Below are 17863 nucleotides of genomic sequence, written 5' to 3'. Positions count from 1 at the left end.
TTTTAACCTCCTTTCTATAAGTATCTGTCTTGCCATTTAACTGTGGTATCAAATACACCAGCAGGATAGATAATTAGTTCGGTATGTCCTCTATCGACAGTAAAAAAGTCACTACCGAATGTCTTTTCTGAAAGCATAGGTTCTTCGTTGACAAAAACGTTTTTATTTGCCATATCGATACTGATTAAATCGCCTTTTTTAATAATCATATCCCTAGCCCCAACGGGTTTAGGTAATAATTCACGTGTATAAGTACCAAAAATATATAATGGCATTACGTTGTTATTGCCATTCTTTGCAATATATAAAGACGCTGCAACGACGGGACGTTTGTAAAAATCGCCGCTGTCTGTAAAAGATTTTTCATCTTCGTCAAACGCTTTTTTACGTTCAGGGTATGGGAATTCTTTATATTTCCAACTTTTTACAGTAAACACATTACCTTTACGTGTAAGTTTGATATAGATTACAAAGTCATCCATCTTGTATAGCTTAGGATTGTTTTTGTAGTTATATATTACTTGTTGGTCGCCTGATTGATTAAATAACGTCACAATGATACGACCAATGGCTTGATTGGCATTTGGGTTAGTGTATCCGATTGATGCAATCACACGGTTGTCTGAATCATAAACGTACTGTGCAAACCGTATAGCACCTTTTTTACGTTGTCCGACACCTATCTTTACAGTTGTGGTAAAGTCTTGTGCCTGCTTACTAAATTGACGTTTATACATTGCACCATTCCAACCGCTACCACTTACAGAGCCTGTGTTTAATACAAAGCTTTCTTTAGTAGATGATTGGCTGAAACTACCACCTACTGCGCCACCTGTGTGGTTATCAGTAAAGTTGATATTTGATTGCTTATTCCAACCACTCAATGTACGTGATTCATCACTTAAAATACTTGGCGAGTAGTCTTTCAACTCTTTGTTAACATCATCATCGCCAATCATAAAGTAATCTTCATCTTTTTTTGTAATCATATAATAGTTTGCGTTATTTAATGCTCTTGCCTCCACAAGAATAGGAGTGTCTGCTGTTCCAGTATTAACTAAACTTACTTGATCACTGATAGCTGTGTTTTTACTACCGTCAATCGCATACTTATATGGGTCTGTTAAAACAACTTTTACAGTAACCACATTAATACTGTTTTCAGTTTTGCTATTTATTTCTAACGGTCCCTCAAAATAAGCGTTCCAGTACCATTTCTTTGATTTCAGTTGTAACTTAACTGGTTCATCATAATTAAAGAACTTAACAAGTTCTTCTAAAATGTAGTCGTGATTTTTAACGCCACCACTCGATAATCTATCATTGTGGACGACTAAAGGTAAATCAAATCGATATTCGTTCAATCCTTTACGTTTAAAAACAGAACCTGGTCTACCTTCCACTTTCTCTGTACTTATTTCAAAATTAAAAGAGGGTATTTTAAACCCTCTTTGCACAAATAGCCACGGAAGTGACTTATTATTAACTAAAATTGTGTCGTTCATTAAATTAAAGCACCTCCCGGCTTGAATCTTGATTTGCGTGAATTGTTACGTTCACGTTTATCTACTGTTGAATTGATAAAATCACTTAATCCAAAGTTGTCGATAACTGGACTAAAATCTTTGTCAGCGATTTCTTCGTTACTGCCGACTAACTTGATAAGTAAACCTATCATTGTGTCTAACTTACTTTCTAATTTACTATTACGGGTATCATCGTTGCCGATACTACCACTGTTAAAGTTTTTAGGACGTTTATTCTTGCTAATATCCTTACTTGCCAATGCTAATAATTTTGCTGCGTCACTTGCACGCGATGGATCAGTTGGGATAATCCATTCTGGATAACCCTCTTCTCCCAAATGGTACAAGCCGTTATAGACTTTACCGCCAGTTGCGTAAGCATAGTCTGCAGCACGTTTAAATGCTCCATTAAAACCATAAATACCACCGTATTTCCTTGCGATATTACGCATAGATGATAAAGCTTGGTGTAACGGATTGTTAAAGTTGGTATATCCTGGCTTAGCGTAGTAATCGAAAGTCGGTTTAATCATTTGGAATAAACCTCTTGACGGTGTACCTCGTTGCGCATTGATGTCCCAATTATTTACAGCGTTAGGTTGGTAATTTGATTCACGTTTTACAAGACGCATCATTTGTTGATGTACCCAGTCTGATTTATAGCGACCACCTAATATACGTTGAGCTTGACTGATTACTCGACTTGCGTATGCTGCGCCCGAACCACTTGGATAATTACCACTTTTACCACCACCAATAGATAAACGACCATTCTTTTTCGCTCTTCTCAAATATGGTTCAGGGTCAAAATGTCTACCATTCCGTCTCATTTCAAAATGTAAATGTGGTCCTGTACTAAAGCCAGTATTACCTGTCAACCCTACTACGTCACCTGGTTTAACTGTTGAGCCGGAAGGTGGTGACTTACTAAAGTTTTTAAGGTGGGCAAATAACATATCTATTGCACCGCTCGTTATTTTTACATAGTTACCATAACCGCCCGCCATAAATGGCATACGCGTCAAACGTCCGCCCATAGGGGTACGAACTGTTTGATAGATGAATGGAAAGTCGACACCTTCGTGGAAAGGACGCCCAGTCGCTGCTGTATATGCAGCAGTATGACCATAATGGTAATTAATTTTATCAGGGTCTAAAATACCACCAACCAATTCTCCTCCAAGAGAATCAAATCCACCCTTCATCCAATCAATAGCGCCTTTTTTAATTTTTTCGAATGCCGCTCGTGTAATTTGACCGACAATTCCCATACCTTTAGTTATAGAATCAAAATTTATTCCTAAATTTGATAAAAGTTTATTAAATAATTTGGCAGGATTATCGATATAATCCATTACATCGCCGATTTTATCAGTGAGCCATTCACCAGCACCTTTAACTTTATTTCCAACCCAAGATTTAGCGTTATTAAACCATGTACCTACACTTAAACGTGGCATCATCTGTTGTCGCATACCACCACTTATTACACGTGATCCTTTTGGTAACCATGTTGTTGTATCTTTTGCAGGAGTCAACGCTGTGCGTCCGTTAGGGTACTGTATTAACTCACGACGTCCATCTAGACCTTTACCATTACCTGGTCCTTTGTCCCCCACAACAGCCATAGTACCTTGTTTTAATCGTCCATCTTGAGTCGTTTTGATATGTCGATTAATACGTTGCGTTCCTGTTGATAATCTAGGTATCTCTGGTAATCCTAATTTAGAACCGACCCAGTTTAACCCTTTAATTAAACCATTTAACCCTTTCTTAATAGCATCAACCATTCCTGTAATGTGGTTTTTAATACGACCGATTATACTCTTTAATCCATCAGCCATATTATTAAAAGTACGACGTACCACATTCCATAAACTTGATGCAATTCCTGTTACACTACGTTTAATAGAATTCCAAATATTGACTATTATCGATTTAACACGATTAAATATACTGCGCGTTCCATTAAACAAATTAGTAAATATACGTTTAACATTCGACCATAAACTTGATGCAATATTAACTACTCGATTTTTAAGGCTCGACCACAAACTGATTAACCATGATTTCAAACGGTTAAAAATGCTACGTGAGCCGTTAAATAAATTTGTGAATATACGTTTGACGTTAGACCATAAGGCTGATGCATAACGCGTTACCGTATTTTTAATACTCCGCCATATATTAGATAGCCAATTTTTTAAACTGCTAAAAATGCTACGAGTAAATCTGTACAAGGAAGTAAATACACCTTTTATGTTGTTGAATAATCCTTTGGCGTGGTTGGTAATGACGTTTTTAATACTCCGCCATATCGAACTGACAAACTCTCTTAAAACAGTAAAGATGCCTTTTGTAAAGGTAAGTATCCTTTTAAAAATGGTGCTGATTATCGACCATATAAATTTTAATGATGTTCCTATAATACCTTTGACGCCATTAAAGGATTTGCTGATAATACCTTTAAAAAATCCACCAAATATTTTAACGACTTTGAGTATTTTACCCATAAACCATAATTGAATAAGGTTCCAAATTAATACAACTGCGCCTTTAAATATCTGTTTGACACCTTCCCAAACTTTGCCCCATTGTCCTGTAAATACACCGCTAAATACTTTGACAATGCCTAGTATGACATCTAAAGCACCTTTAATAATACTTTTAATATTCTCCCACGTATCTACAATCAACACTTTAATAAGCGGCCATGTAAATTTCATAATTTGCCATATCACTTTCATGGCAACCTTAATGGTTGGAACAATTACGCCGTTAAAAATAGTTTTTATTAAGTCGCCAAACTCTTTTAGATTAGGCCCTATTTGGTTTCTAGCCTCAATAAAAAACCCTTTAAAAAACTCTCCTATATTTTTGAACGCTTGGATAACGTCCTCGCCATTGTCTTTCCAAAAGCGAGTGAGCTTGTTACCTATCTCTTGAGCAAAACTCCAAATGGCACCAAACGCATCTTTAAAAGTTTGTCTAATTTGGAGTAATGTTAATGCGACTTTCTTAGCGCTTGCTTTAGGCATTATTTTAGAGAGTAAATCGACAGTTGGTAGTGTATTGCCAGATAGTAAACTTTTTAATGAATTAAATACCGATTGTGCAACGCCCCAAAGTTTTTTGAAACCATTTACAACTGGATTAATTACTTTGTTTACGATATTTCTAAAAGTTTCTGATTTTTTATAGGCTATCACAAATGCTGTACCGATTGCCGCTACTGCTGCAATAGCTAATCCAATTGGTCCTAACATAAATTTAAATGCAGTACCAACCAAAGTTAAACCTTTAGCTGCTAATGGTGCTTTTGTACCTAAAAAGCCCATTAAACCACCTGCTGTTTTGATGCTTATCATTAAAGGTCCTAAGGTACCTATAATACTACCAATTGATGCTGTAAATGCCCCCATTGTTAGTATTAATGGACCTAATGCTGCAGCAAAAACACCAATACCCACAACGGCCGTCTTTGCCCAACCTGGCATACTTGTAAATTTATCTGCTAAAGATGCAAGTAAATCTGCCGCTCTACGTATATGGGGTGCTAAAACATCGCCTATGCTTATGGCCATTGATTCAATAGCCGATTTCATTCGGCGAATAGAGCCGCCGATACCGCCTTCCATCTCTTTAGACATGCGTTCGGATGCACCAGTTGAATTATCAATAGACTTAGTTAGTTTTTTATAATCTTCGTCGGACGCGTTGATGATTGGTAAAATACCACTCATAGCCTCTTGACCGAATAACGTTTTTACTGCAGCTGATTGTTGTGCCTCAGACAATCCACCGATACTTTTCCTTAACTGGTCCATAATATCCCTGAAAGGTAGCATTTGACCTTTGCTATCAGTGATTGTAATGCCTAGTTTTTCCATTGTCTTTTTGGCCTCGCCACTCGTTCCTGTCAGCCTAGTCATCATAGTTTTTAGTGCTGTACCTGCTTGTGATGCTTTGACACCAGAGTTGGCCATTAATCCTAATGCGATGGATGTATCTTCCACAGAGAACCCGAACGAACCTGCAACTGGTGCAACATATTTAAATGCCTCACCTAAGCCGTGAACGTCAGTATTGGCTTTCGAACTTGTTTGGGCTAACACATCGGCAAAATGTGTACTATCTTTTGCTTTTAAACCAAATGCACTTAAACCGTCTGTAACGATGTCACTAACTTCGGCTAAATCTTCGCCAGATGCAGCTGCTAATTGCATGACGCCATCGATACCGTTAAGCATATCTTTGGTATCCCACCCGGCTAAGGCCATGTAATTCAAAGCTTCTGCTGATTGACTGGCACTAAATTTAGTTTTAGCCCCCATTTCAAGCGCTTTATCGCGAAGTTGTTGGAATTCTCCGCTTGTTGCACCTGATGTGGCTTTAACTTTACGCATAGAGTCGTCAAAGTCTATACTTTTTTTAGCGGCTAAACCAAAACCTGCTACTACTGGGGCAGTAACGTGTAGAGTCATTGATTTACCCACAGCTTGCATCTTTTTACCGATGTCTTGTAGTTTAGGTCCCCACTGACTGAATTTAGAACCGATTTTACCCATAGTTGTGTTTAAAGCGCGTTGTTGCGTTTCTAAACGTTTCATTTCCGACGTCGCTTCATTTAGTTCACGTTCGTATTTATTTAATTCGGCATATGCTTGGTTATACTTAGCGGCAGCCGCTTGTGTTTTTGCACTGTTTTCTCCTGTTTCTTTTGACAACTGATCGTAATTGTTTTTTAACTCTCTAACTTTTTGAGCTTGCACTTGTTGGCGTTTGGTTAAACCGTCAACTCTTACCTTAGATTTTTCTAAAGAGTTGTCATAACGGCTAAATTTTGATAAGTTGGCGCTCATTTCTTTAGAAACGGCCCTCATTTGTCGATTCAAACCTGCAATACCTTTATTAAAGCCACTACCGTCTAAATCAACACGTATAACCATATTGCCAATAGGTCCTGCCATAGCGTAACCTCCTTTCTAGCCAAAGATTTCTGCAAAACTTTTGGCTTTTTTCTTTGTTTCTACTTCAGAAGCCACAATATTTAAAAAGAAGTGAATAGGCATGTTTGCGACTTTATCGGGGTCCATGCCTTCTTCAATCAACTTTTTTGCTAGTTTCATGTAATTTTTATATTGTCCCTCTGGCGTAAGGTCTTCTGGGTCTATTTCGTTTTCTCGTTCACGAACTTTTTTGTTTCGTCCACATCTCCTGCAATTAGGGTGCCTAGAACTTCAGAAAGTTTTTCAAAACCCTTCTCTCCGCTTTCTAAACCTTTTTGCAATTCTTCTGATGTAAACTGATTACCGAACATTTCAGCAATAAAAGTCGTAATTTCTTCGATTGCATCAAACATTTCGAGCGTAACCTTCTCTTGTTCTAACAACTTGTCGTTGTATTCCGCTTTTTCTGTTTCTGATAACTGTGCATATTCTTCTTCTGTTAATTCTTTAAAATCAGAATTTGCATAAAGATTCTGCATTTTTTTTGCTAATTTAGTGCCTTGAATTGTGTCAAATAGTGTGATGATAGGTTTTGCTAAGTATTTTTTTGTCTGTGGTTTACCTGCTTTTGTATATCCTGTAATTAATTCAATTGATGGTCTTGCCATAATAGATTCCTACTTTCGTTTTTTTATTTTTGCGCAAAAATAAAAGAGGGGATTACCCCCTCTTGAATTAGATAGATTGTAATTCGTCTTGTACTTCGATGCTGATCGTGTCGCTTTGCTCGCCAGATGTAGCTGTAACCACACCGTTACCTACTGCATTAGCTGTAACTAAACCACTACCGTTAACGCTGATGTACTCATCGCCTTCAGTAACACGATAAGTAACTGGTTTACCTTGCGGGTCAGTAGTCGCTGACAACTGTTCTGTCATACCTTTTTTGATTACTGTAGATTCTTTGGAAAGCGTTACACTTTTAACGCTCTCCTCAGATTTCTTTCCCGGCATTTCTTTTGCAACCTCGTCAATCATTAAGTTTCCATTAACGTCTTCCATAAACTTGTCATAGCTTTTACCGAATGTTTCCATAAATACGTAATCGCGTCCATCATTCGCACCTTTTTTATCGAAACCAGTGACGTGTGAACATTCATCGTATAAACGGTCAATAAATGACCCTTCAACCTCGTCATTTTGGAACTCGATTTTATCTTGTTTTGTTTGACCGCTAATATCTGGGCGAGTGAATTTACCTTTAAAAATACCTACCCATTCAGATGACCCGTCATGATTAGTACGTTCAAATACAACTGCTACATCTGGCGGAATGTCTTTCGCACCGTATTTAAAACCGCCTTTACCTTTTTTAGCACCTGCTAAGAATGCTTTTTGTTCGGCAGGGATAGTTACGAATGTCGTTTTAACTGATAATTTACCGTTAGACACTGCTGTTGCAGCAACGATGTTATCGCCATATTCTTCTTCTGTTTCCTGAGGTCTGTCTACAGAGATTTCTTTTAAAAATCGTGTACGGTGTCCGCTTTTTACTTTCCACTCTTTATCTGTATCAGTTTCGATTGGTGCCCAATAAAAGTTAGTTACACCAATAGCGATACCAGATACGCCAGTTGATTCTGCAAAATGTTGTAAGTTTAATTTTAATTTTTCCATTAATCTTCCTCCTAAATAAAAAGAGAACCGTTCGCACGAATGATTTCTCTAAAAGTTAGAGTCTCGATTTCGTACAAGGGTTCTCTGTAATAAACTTTAAAATTTAATTGTTTTAATGCTTTCACAATACTTTCTGCTTGCTGATCAGGTTCGTTTTCAGACCACCAAACATCGATTTGATAGTCATACTCACGCGTTAATTCTTCATCATCCGCATAATCATTAGGATTATATGGCAATGGAGTAATTCTTACGATTGGCTGATTTGTACGCGTGTGGAAGTTTTCAGGTACAACGTACTTAAAAATATTATCTTCCACAGTGACACTTTTATCGCTGACGATTGCATCATAAATTTTATCGGTTACATTCATTTTAATGACCTCTTCATCGCGGTTAACATGGCACTATACACTAACTGCCTATTACTTTTTTCAGTTTTAGTAATCCACAATTGCGGTCTTTGATACATCGTTCCGAATTCTGTCGCATGTATACGGTGCGCATAACCTTTTGTATATCCAATGTCTACGTATTTTTCTCCCGAACCTCTGTCGGTTTTTACATTAGATATAGCAATATGGTCGCGTGCATGTCCTCGTCTATCACTTTTTGGCGTGTTTTTTACGAGTATTGGTATTAAAGCACGCGCACCTGCTTTCAAAATTCGACTTTGATTTGCGCTAAACTCAACCTTTTTACGTAACAAACCTTCTTCAACATTATTCTTTTCAATTTTTGCAGGCATTATAGCACCACCTCACAATAAACACGTAAGTAAGATTTGTCTTGGTAATCCTTTTTAACGTATTTTATCGGGTATTTTTCGCCACCGTGAATAATATAGTGCTTATTATTCGGCTGATAATCGCCACGTGGATCACGTATGATAACTGTTTTAATGAATTGAGTACCTGTTGTTAAACTTGTTTGTGTATCTGATTCTTTTGAATCTTGAATACAAGCAAAACAACTGTACAACTCTTTTGTAATAGGTCGTTGAGGTAACCCTCTAATTGATTGGCTGACATCTTCACAAAACGTTACGCGCTCATTTAATCTGTTCGGATTGAACCGCATAGGCGTCCCTCAATTTATGCACAACACTTAAAACCATGTGCGGTGCATAGTTAAGATTACGTTCTGTGTAAGCAAGGCGGTTTTCAAAGTAATATGCAGTGAGTGGAAAAACCGCTGCTCTATACAATGTCTGTTCCTCGAGCCAATCTAAATCATCAGTAACCGCGTCTGCAATGTCTTGTTTTGCCCAATCGTAATACATTATCAACAAATCATCTTCGTAAGAATGGTCGATTTTACAATGTTTTTTTAACAACTCTAAATCACTCACTGCAACCACCTACTTATTATCGATACGTTCTAAAATGCCATTTTTAGGCTTTAGATTCTCATTAACTTCTTTTGCACGTTTAACCGTCATCTCGACCTCGTCATTAACGTTTAAAACACGAGAGAGTGCTTTATCCTTATAGCTAGTCAATACTTTGTATTTAGCCATTACTTAGCCCCTCCTTAGATTGATTGAAGTTCTTCTGTTTCAGGTTTAGGGTCTTTGTAGTCGATAACGATTGCAGATTTGTAATCTAAGATACGTACATCTTGACGTACAGCAACCATTAAACATTCCCCGAAATGCATGTAGTCTGTCCATGATGCTTGATATTGTGAACGGTCGAATAAAACTAAAGAGTCTTTTAAGTTACCAAAGATAAGTTTTTCATTGCCTTTGTCGCCTAACATTTCATCAGGTAAAATCTCAATTTTAGCGCCTAATAAGCGTTGTTGAGACTTCTCTTTCACATCAGGTTGGATTAAGTAGTTGCCATTTTTGTCTTTTAATTTGTCCAATTTAGCAAGCATTGTTTGTGATACGATTGCAACGTTATGCTCGTAATTAGGCTTGATGTGTAAGTTCACAGCATCTTTTAATCCATCGATACCTGTAGCAGGGATTGTTTCTAATTTAGTTTGTTCGCCTTTTTCACCTGGTCCACCTTTTTGAATTACATCGATAATCGCTTTGTTACGTGTTGCTGCGATTGTACGTGCTAACCACAATTTTAATTCTTGCAATACGTTGATTTTGCTGTCTTCGATTGCCTCGCGTGAGATTCGGAAATATCCACGACGTGTTTTAATGTCGTACGCTAATTCAAAGAAAGGTTTTACAGCAAGTTCAGGGTTTTCTGCTAACTCTTCAACTTCAGGAAGCGCAGCGACTTCTGACTGGCGTACAACTGGGTATTTACCAGAACCGTTGTTAACTTTTTTGATAGTTACGTATTTATCTAAGTTAAACTCAACTTCTTTTAACTTTAAAATGTCAGTAACGATTTCTTCAGGAATCACAACAAAACCCGAGTCAGTTTTAAGCGACCCACCTTTAATATCTTGGTCGCGTGATTCAAGGTAAGCCGTAAAGTCACGAACCTCTTGTGATGTAACTTTTGTTTCTGGCACAACGCCTAGATCAAAAGCATTAAAGTTTTGTGAGCGAACAGCACGTTCGTCAACAGTCGGTACATCCTCAGCCCCTGCGCCATCTTCCTCATCTTTTAATTTAGCAAGCTCATCTTCTTTTGCTTTTAATTCTGAGCGTAAGTTAGAGATTTCTTCCTCCAATTGTTCAGCTTTCTCCAATTCATCGTTATCAAGTGCACGTGTTGCAAATTTAACTTTTAAATCAATTTGACGCTTGGTATCTTCAATTTTCCCAAGCAAAATTTGAATTTTGTCCATTTGTTTTCCTCCTAAATTTTTGCATAAAAAATAGACGTCGCATTATATGCACGTCTTGTGGTTGTATTTTTTATGGTGTTCAACTTCACCGAGTTTTTAATTTTTCGATTCTTTGCCTAATTTCATTTTTGCGTTTCTCATGTTTAAAGTTCTCGATACTTCTTAATGCTGGTTGCACATCTGTATCTTTGTAAGCAGGGTAAGTTACCACTGATACATCAGTTAGTTCACGGATTGATTTTAAAGTACGTTTGTAGATACCTTCGTTTTCATCAAAACGCATATCGTCGCCTTTCTCATCGAGCATAAAGCCGAATGAGCATTGATTAATGTTACCCACACGCATATTCTCGTAAAGGTCACGCGCAAATGTCGTATTCGGTAATTTACAACGATATTTTAGTCCTACATCGTCCACAGTTAAGTCAAGCGTGCCTGCTGTTGTGCGTCCAATGATTTGTGAAGGTAAGTGGTCGACTAAGCAACGCACATCTGATAAGTCAGTGTTTTGCAATGCTCTTTTCGATATTGTTTCTTTAAACCCACCTAAGTTTTCAGACCATGTATCAAATTTTAAAGCATAACCCTCGATAAACATATCATTATCGTCATTAGAACGTACCTCAGTAATATTACCTGCTCTTGTTTCCTTTTCCATCTTCATCACCACCTTTCAGTTTGTTGTCTGTGCCTCGTGATTTATTCATCTGATAGTCATCAACCATTTCAATGTTGACGTGATTCAAATCAACACGGTGTATGCTGCCATAACCGCCCGGCACCGGTGGTAATCCGTCACGTTTACGGACTTCATCGATGTTTGTTTTACCGCTATCAAGATTGATTTTGTCAATCTCGGCTTGTGTTTTCTCATCAACCACACGTATTTCAGTCGTATCAAACTTAAACTCGCGTGCGACATCGGTTCTTTCATCATTAAACTTGAAGTTCAACTCCGCACATACACACGTTGTATAAGGCTTTAAAGTCGATAAGTAATCAAGATTTGCGTCTGTAATACTCATATTCGTTGTTTCAATACCGAATTTATGCAACGGTATGCCGAAAACACCTGCAATCTCACGTGTGGATGATTTATTCTCACGGATCAGTTTTAAAACTTCCGTGTCAACTTCCAATTGGTCATACGTCATCGACTCATCTAGTACAACGACTTTACCTGCTTGCTTTGTACCGCTAAATGCTTTGTGGAATTCTGTTCTTGCTCTCTCGCGTGCTTTTTTATCATTAAGTACACCTTTCATCTTAAGTATTCCGCCTGCATGTGTACCGTTTCTTAAAAAGTTGTTTAGAAAGTCTTTACCGTTGTTGTCTGAATCGATAGTTTTGCTCAATGTATCAAGTAGCGATAGTCCGTTAATACCATCTAATGAGTAAAATTTAATGTCGAGCATATCTTCAAACTTAATTTTGCGTGATGTCGATTTGCCGTTATCGTCTATTTTTTTGAATTCGTAAAAATAACGGCCAGATGGGCTTAATTTCATCTCGATTTCAGAAGTCTTACGAAACGCAAGGTTAACCGGATTGCCGTTGTTATCTCTCGATATTTCAACGTAACCATGCGATGTGAGTAGAGAGTTAGCAAACACGACTAACTTAAAAATATAGCCGTTATAAAAAGGATTAGGGCGTATATTCAAAAGTTTTGTAATCTTGTTATTAAAATCAATCTCGCCGTTGTTTGTTAACCGAATAGGCATACGTGCTAAGTCGGATGCAATCATCATGACAGCTGTAAAAATATCACTGTGCTTAATAGCCTCCACATCTGTATACTTCCTCAATGGTTGACCTTGAAAGCCTGGTAAAGTTTGTACCATCATTTGTAAATCATCTTCGTTATACTGTAATTCACGTTTTTCTCTGTAAAAAATACCCAATCAATTTACCTCCTTTCTTTAGATTCACGGTCAATAATCAGTGCGATTAAAATCAGGAATGAGCCTGATACAATCAATCCAAGCACAAGCCCATAGCCAAAGAAAACTGCAATATTAACCGTGATTAATCCCAATAAAAAAAGGATACTAACAATATTAGCAACCAATAATTTCAAAAATATGAATATTTTATCTAAATTCATGACACACCTCCTAAAAGCCAAATTCATCACTTTCGTAAATTGACGACCAATCTATCTCGAATTCGTGCATGCGAGCTTCACTAAAAGCTGTTATGACCGATATGATAGGGTCAATCTTTTGTCTGTTTATTTTCTTATTGATTTTTACATTATCCTCACCGTCATAAATCAACATCGCGTTATTTACAGCAATCGTGAGTAGATCGTTACCAAAATGTTTAATCTTCTTTTCAGCGACCCACATTCTAAACTGTTTGATAGGTTGTGATAAACTTCTGAAGTTTTGACCTACTTCAATTAAAGGCCAATCTAGCATCATCGTTTCAATTGTTGTAACAAAAGATTGTGCGTTCCACGGGTCATAACACACCGCTAATACGTTTAGGTCATACTCTTCCACAACCTCTAGGATGTAATCAATGACACGCTTGTAATTAATCATGCCACTTTCTGATGTGGTGACCTCCGCCTCTCCTTTTTGAACAAGGTATTCGTAATTTATCTTATTGCGTTTAGTCTTTTGTTCTAAATCAGTTCTTAATCCTATGAACGAATGACTATCAATTAAGACGTCTTCATTTTCAGTCGGAAATATAAATCCGACCGAAGTCAAGTCATCTAATCGTGATAAATCGACACCAATGTAAACATCACGACCGTAAAGGTTATAGTCATCTTTATTAACTTCAATAGATTCCCATTCTTTAACGTTAATCAAGCTATCTTCTTTGTTCGCCTGCCATAAATTAAAGTTTTTAATCAGAATCTTATGAAACGACGTACCTTTTTCGAGCTCGTCTTGAATATCCGATTTAATATTCCGTAATATCGTATCCCTATGCTCATCAGATTCAAGTAACGGCATCGCTTTAACCCATAGTGATTCATCGTTAACCTCTTCCTCCGAGTCCATTTCAGCGCAATATACAAAATAGTTATCTGCTTTAACTTCGCCAGACAATATTTTAGTGATGTATTTATATTCTTGATACATTTGACTGTTTAAATTGTCGCCCGCTGTCGAAATCAGTAGAGTGAGAGGGTTCTTTTGCAGCGTCATACCTGTTTTAAAGCGTGAATACATCTCATCGTCTGGCATACTCGCCAACTCGTCCAAGATTGCGACAGTGGGGTCTTTACCATCCACAGCATCAGGATTGTTTGACAGTGGTTCAAACACGCTTGTTGAATCAATATGTGCTAGATCTGTTTTACGAACGTCTGTCGATTTACGAATGTAATCACTTTTTGAACGTAGCAATTTGATTTGTTGACTTGCCATCTTAAATATCGTTTGCGCTTGTTTGTATGTGGATGATGACACATATATTTGACGATTGTATTTAGGATATTGTCCAAAAAGTAATTCGTTTAGTGACATACCCGATACAATCAGTGATTTACCTTGCTTTCTTGCCATACTGATATAGGCTTTCGTATATCTTCTAAAACCGCCTGTTCGACGCCAACCATAAATACTACCTACAATAAATTTTTGGAATAGCATTAACGGCATCGGTTCGTTTGTTTTAGGGTCTGGCAACATTTCAATGAACTTTATTGCCTTATTTGCCTGTTTAACATCCCAGTAGCAATTCTCTGGCGGGTTCTGCAAATCTTTTAAATGTCGTTTAGCGACACCTATATTCTTTTCACTCGCTAGAATATCGCCACTTACGACCTTTTGAGCGTAGAGTGTTGTGTAATCAATCATTAGTCATCACTCACAAACTCTTTAAACGGGTCGTCATCCTCTTTATCTTCTGGTACAACGATACGCAAACGACTATCAATCGTTAATCCTAATGTGTTTGCTGCTTGTTGCATTCGGGTCCCTGCTTTTTCTTTTGCTGTAAATGCAGGATTGACCTTTGGACCTTTATCCGTATCAATAACCACACCGCCAGTTCTAGTGATTAGCTCGCTTGCCTGAACAAAATCACTGTAAAAACTACAATATTGTGCAAGTTGCGCTTGATCTAAATTAGAAATAGGCAATTCCTGCATATAAGGAATCACACGTCGATACTCTTCTTTAGCAATATCATCTAAAAAGTCGGGTGGTTCAGAGTCTATTTTTGAAAACTTACTTAATTCAGCTTCTTGTTTTTCTTTTTCTAAAATTTCTTCTTTCGTGTTGTTCCTAGTCGAATTATTAAGCAGTTTTTTAGGTCTACCGGCCATAAATTAGCACCTCCTACTAAAAATTAAATAATATTGGGAAATCTTTGAAAAGAAAACTCTGCGCCGTTCTCTAGCCCTTTGCTCATCGCGCCCGTCTTTTGTTGTGGGGGGCTTCGTTTTTCGTTTTTCTGTTGTGGCATTCGTTGCATAATGGTTGCAAATTATTTTTGTCCAATCGTTTTGACCAATCTACTTTTGTCGGGATAATATGGTCAACGACATTTGCTTGTCTTCCACACGATTGACAAATATAATCGTTCTCCATCATCACGATTTCCCTCAAATTCTGCCACTGTTTTGATTTATAGAACCTTAGGTATTCTGGGTCATTCCTTTGCCTTACATCGTTGTATTTAGCGTTTGTGTACGTCTTATGCTTATCGCAATAGCTTTCGTTAAAGGTAATTAGTTTGTTGCATGTTGGATGACTACAACGTCGCATTACTGGCATAAGCTCACATCGTTTATATCAATCACCATATCCCTTGTTTGATTAGCCACAAGTAATTGATTACCAATCACATCATGCACAATGTATTTATCTTTTCGATAGATAATCGTATCGCCTTTGTTAATCATCTTATGCAAGTTAGGTTGATAGGAATTAGCATTGATACCTGCAACAGTATCAAGTGTAATGTTGTTGAGTGTAGCAATAGATGTAATATGTTCTAATGCATCACCAAGCAATACAGTTAACGTATCGATGTCATTGTTGTGTGTGAGTTGTCCTACCACATTCATAAGCGACAGTAGATGTGTCTGCTGATCAGTTGGTTGCTTTAGTGATTGATACTTATTTAATTCCATTGTCTACCTCCTTGCATAATAAAAGACACTGCGGTTAACAGTGTCAGTGATTTTGTTTTGATATTTATTTGAGTTGTACACTCATATCAACCACATATTATGTGACTCATATCAATATACAAAGCGCTTAGGCTAAGGGGTGAACCTAAACGCTCTATAATATAGTACCTGATAATATCATAATATCATTAAATAATACGCTCTATGCACACGCTATGCACACACCATTATTTCATTCCTACTTCCAACGCGACAGCCTTTACAAAGTTCTTACGAATCTTGCCTGCAGTATTACGGTGCATGTGGCACTCATCAGCAATGTGTTCCATCTTCAAATGATTAGACGACCAGTACTTAAGTTGTATAACCTTCTTATGTTCGACAGGTAGTTTGCTATACGTACGTTCGATTGCTTGAACCATTTCTTCTTGATTCCGCAGCATCTTATTTGTCATTAACCGCGTGGCCATAATCTCTGTTGTTCTTGCAGGTTCTCCTGACTGAAGCGGACCATAGATGATATTATTATCGGTGGGTTGAGTTGGATTAAGTATCTCTAATCTTAATCGTTGTATGTCTTTTTTTGTATTATCAAGATTGTATATTTCTGATTCTATATATCTAAAAGTACCAGGTTTAATATCAGTCATGTTTACCTCCGTTATTTATATCTTTCAATAAAACTTTCAAAATCTTTAGCATCAACATCGTCTTTAAACTTAAAGCTTAAATAGATATTGGTATACTTTAGGGCCTCGTTCTCTTTACGTAAGAGGCTATTGTCTGCCAATAGTATTAATACTATTAATCCGAGTATTACCGAGATGATAATCCACATTAGTCGTTCACCTCTAATAACTATCAATTAAATTATTAATTCTCTCTAATAAATCATTATTAACATTGTCCTGTAGTATACATTCAAGATAAGTTAATACATAGGTTTCACTAAAAGATATATATTTTTTATCGTGAATTTTTAGACTTATTTCATCGATTAGTATTTTAATTGCGTACGCTACAGGAAATTCCTCTTTATTAAAATCCTTTCTCAATTAACTGTTCACCTCTGCACGCTTTTTAAAATTATTAAGTGCATCTTTACTAGCATCAACTTCGACATTTTCAATTACAGATGTTTGTAGAAAGTTTTTATGTCCATTAGAATCAATGACTTTTATGAATTTTTCATTATTCAAATCATTCAACACAATATATTCGTACCGCACATTATAAAACGCATAGTATGTTTTATTGTTTATTGTTGTTATAGTTAACATCATTAGTCTGTTACCTCCGCGCGTATATTATTTAAATGTATATGATCGTACTCGTTAAACATGTCTATGTCGTCGTTAGCGGTTAAACGAATGTAATAGTCGTACGCAATGTATAAAATCATTGCTGTTGTAATGATGTATTTCATTTCTTTTCACCTCTATCTAATTTATGATTCTCAAACCATTTTTGACGTCGCTTTAAATATTCTTCATGTTTATTACGTGTTCGTTTAGCTGCGCGTTCGTATTTACTCATGAATATTTTGTTCTGCATTCTTGCATAGACAACGGTGATAATAAACAATACAGTATAAATCAAGATTGCTATAATCTCAGGCAGAAGTACTAACCACCACGACCAATCAATAACCCCAGTTAGTTTTAAAACGACAAATACAATTGTTAATAATTCAGCTAATCCCATTCTGTTTCCTCCTTATTAAGCCCAATCCGGCATATTGCATGTAATAACTTGCTGTTTAACTTTAGGGCTCTCATACTTCTTAATCGCTTCTTCCTTACTATCTGCTTCCACAACAGCAAACGACTGATTCTCACGTGCTTTCGTTG

24 protein-coding genes are annotated in these 17863 nt (G+C 37.0%); all 24 read right to left on the bottom strand.

The features are described 5' to 3' along the window. Positions 1-14 precede the first annotated feature (14 nt). Positions 15-1505 (bottom strand): phage distal tail protein, encoded by a 1491-nt coding sequence (locus KM149_RS07155; protein ID WP_241415253.1) that lies wholly within the window; start codon positions 1503-1505, stop codon positions 15-17. Continuing rightward, positions 1505-6496 carry a phage tail tape measure protein gene (locus KM149_RS07150; protein ID WP_241415252.1) on the bottom strand — a complete coding sequence of 1664 codons (4992 nt, stop codon included), beginning with the start codon at positions 6494-6496 and terminating at the stop codon, positions 1505-1507. The genes KM149_RS07155 and KM149_RS07150 overlap by 1 nt, the downstream gene beginning before the upstream one ends. 15 nt (positions 6497-6511) lie before the next feature. Beyond that, positions 6512-6655, bottom strand: a complete 144-nt coding sequence (gpGT, locus tag KM149_RS07145; RefSeq protein WP_164905402.1) for a phage tail assembly chaperone GT — start codon at positions 6653-6655, stop codon at positions 6512-6514. Between the two features lie 41 nt (positions 6656-6696). After that, the gene (gpG, locus tag KM149_RS07140) at positions 6697-7143 is read right to left on the bottom strand and encodes a phage tail assembly chaperone G (RefSeq protein WP_241415251.1); all 447 of its coding nucleotides are present in this window, start codon (positions 7141-7143) and stop codon (positions 6697-6699) included. A gap of 67 nt (positions 7144-7210) precedes the next feature. Beyond that, positions 7211-8152, bottom strand: coding sequence for a major tail protein (locus KM149_RS07135; protein ID WP_241415250.1), 942 nt, complete (start codon positions 8150-8152; stop codon positions 7211-7213). An 11-nt stretch (positions 8153-8163) separates the two neighbouring features. Further along, complete coding sequence (locus KM149_RS07130; protein WP_241415249.1) at positions 8164-8526, bottom strand: hypothetical protein; 363 nt, start codon at positions 8524-8526, stop codon at positions 8164-8166. Then, positions 8523-8900 (bottom strand): HK97-gp10 family putative phage morphogenesis protein, encoded by a 378-nt coding sequence (locus KM149_RS07125; protein WP_241415248.1) that lies wholly within the window; start codon positions 8898-8900, stop codon positions 8523-8525. The genes KM149_RS07130 and KM149_RS07125 overlap by 4 nt, the downstream gene beginning before the upstream one ends. After that, a complete protein-coding gene (locus KM149_RS07120; RefSeq protein WP_241415247.1) occupies positions 8900-9232 on the bottom strand; it encodes a head-tail adaptor protein in 333 nt (110 codons plus the stop codon). The genes KM149_RS07125 and KM149_RS07120 overlap by 1 nt, the downstream gene beginning before the upstream one ends. Further along, complete coding sequence (locus tag KM149_RS07115) at positions 9204-9503, bottom strand: head-tail connector protein (RefSeq protein ID WP_241415246.1); 300 nt, start codon at positions 9501-9503, stop codon at positions 9204-9206. Before KM149_RS07115 ends, KM149_RS07120 begins: the two co-directional genes overlap by 29 nt. Positions 9504-9512: 9 nt before the next feature. Continuing rightward, positions 9513-9671 (bottom strand): hypothetical protein, encoded by a 159-nt coding sequence (locus KM149_RS07110; RefSeq protein ID WP_164905413.1) that lies wholly within the window; start codon positions 9669-9671, stop codon positions 9513-9515. Positions 9672-9685: 14 nt separating this feature from the next. Continuing rightward, positions 9686-10912 carry a phage major capsid protein gene (locus KM149_RS07105; RefSeq protein WP_241415245.1) on the bottom strand — a complete coding sequence of 409 codons (1227 nt, stop codon included), beginning with the start codon at positions 10910-10912 and terminating at the stop codon, positions 9686-9688. 85 nt (positions 10913-10997) lie between these two features. Then, positions 10998-11570: an HK97 family phage prohead protease gene (locus KM149_RS07100; protein ID WP_241415244.1), complete on the bottom strand. Its 573-nt coding sequence runs from the start codon at positions 11568-11570 to the stop codon at positions 10998-11000. Beyond that, positions 11545-12816, bottom strand: a complete 1272-nt coding sequence (locus tag KM149_RS07095; protein WP_241415243.1) for a phage portal protein — start codon at positions 12814-12816, stop codon at positions 11545-11547. Before KM149_RS07095 ends, KM149_RS07100 begins: the two co-directional genes overlap by 26 nt. Positions 12817-12821: 5 nt before the next feature. Then, on the bottom strand, positions 12822-13019 hold the full coding sequence (locus KM149_RS07090) for a hypothetical protein (RefSeq protein WP_241415242.1): 198 nt from the start codon (positions 13017-13019) through the stop codon (positions 12822-12824). A gap of 10 nt (positions 13020-13029) precedes the next feature. Next, entirely contained in the window at positions 13030-14733 is a 1704-nt protein-coding gene (locus KM149_RS07085; RefSeq protein ID WP_241415241.1) for a terminase large subunit, read from the bottom strand. Beyond that, a complete protein-coding gene (locus KM149_RS07080; RefSeq protein ID WP_241415240.1) occupies positions 14733-15203 on the bottom strand; it encodes a phage terminase small subunit P27 family in 471 nt (156 codons plus the stop codon). The genes KM149_RS07085 and KM149_RS07080 overlap by 1 nt, the downstream gene beginning before the upstream one ends. Before the next feature lie 82 nt (positions 15204-15285). Then, the gene (locus tag KM149_RS11980; RefSeq protein WP_342592897.1) at positions 15286-15654 is read right to left on the bottom strand and encodes an HNH endonuclease; all 369 of its coding nucleotides are present in this window, start codon (positions 15652-15654) and stop codon (positions 15286-15288) included. Continuing rightward, positions 15645-16013, bottom strand: a complete 369-nt coding sequence (locus tag KM149_RS07070) for a hypothetical protein (protein WP_241415239.1) — start codon at positions 16011-16013, stop codon at positions 15645-15647. Before KM149_RS07070 ends, KM149_RS11980 begins: the two co-directional genes overlap by 10 nt. A gap of 227 nt (positions 16014-16240) precedes the next feature. Then, a complete protein-coding gene (locus tag KM149_RS07065; protein ID WP_241415238.1) occupies positions 16241-16663 on the bottom strand; it encodes a DUF722 domain-containing protein in 423 nt (140 codons plus the stop codon). An 11-nt stretch (positions 16664-16674) separates the two neighbouring features. Beyond that, positions 16675-16851, bottom strand: a complete 177-nt coding sequence (locus KM149_RS07060) for a DUF1514 family protein (RefSeq protein ID WP_241415237.1) — start codon at positions 16849-16851, stop codon at positions 16675-16677. 217 nt (positions 16852-17068) lie between these two features. Further along, positions 17069-17296 (bottom strand): hypothetical protein, encoded by a 228-nt coding sequence (locus tag KM149_RS07055; RefSeq protein ID WP_241415236.1) that lies wholly within the window; start codon positions 17294-17296, stop codon positions 17069-17071. Then, positions 17296-17439: a hypothetical protein gene (locus KM149_RS07050; protein WP_203157279.1), complete on the bottom strand. Its 144-nt coding sequence runs from the start codon at positions 17437-17439 to the stop codon at positions 17296-17298. Before KM149_RS07050 ends, KM149_RS07055 begins: the two co-directional genes overlap by 1 nt. Beyond that, positions 17436-17717: a hypothetical protein gene (locus KM149_RS07045; protein ID WP_015978014.1), complete on the bottom strand. Its 282-nt coding sequence runs from the start codon at positions 17715-17717 to the stop codon at positions 17436-17438. Before KM149_RS07045 ends, KM149_RS07050 begins: the two co-directional genes overlap by 4 nt. Before the next feature lie 15 nt (positions 17718-17732). Continuing rightward, the coding region (locus tag KM149_RS07040) for a DUF1381 domain-containing protein (RefSeq protein ID WP_281070344.1) at positions 17733-17863 on the bottom strand (131 nt) is incomplete at its 5' end.

The organism is Staphylococcus coagulans (genome assembly GCF_022557135.1).
In the GTDB taxonomy this organism is placed as follows: domain Bacteria; phylum Bacillota; class Bacilli; order Staphylococcales; family Staphylococcaceae; genus Staphylococcus; species Staphylococcus coagulans.
Note: the sequence above shows the minus strand (reverse complement) of the source record. Positions and strands in the feature narration are given on the sequence as shown.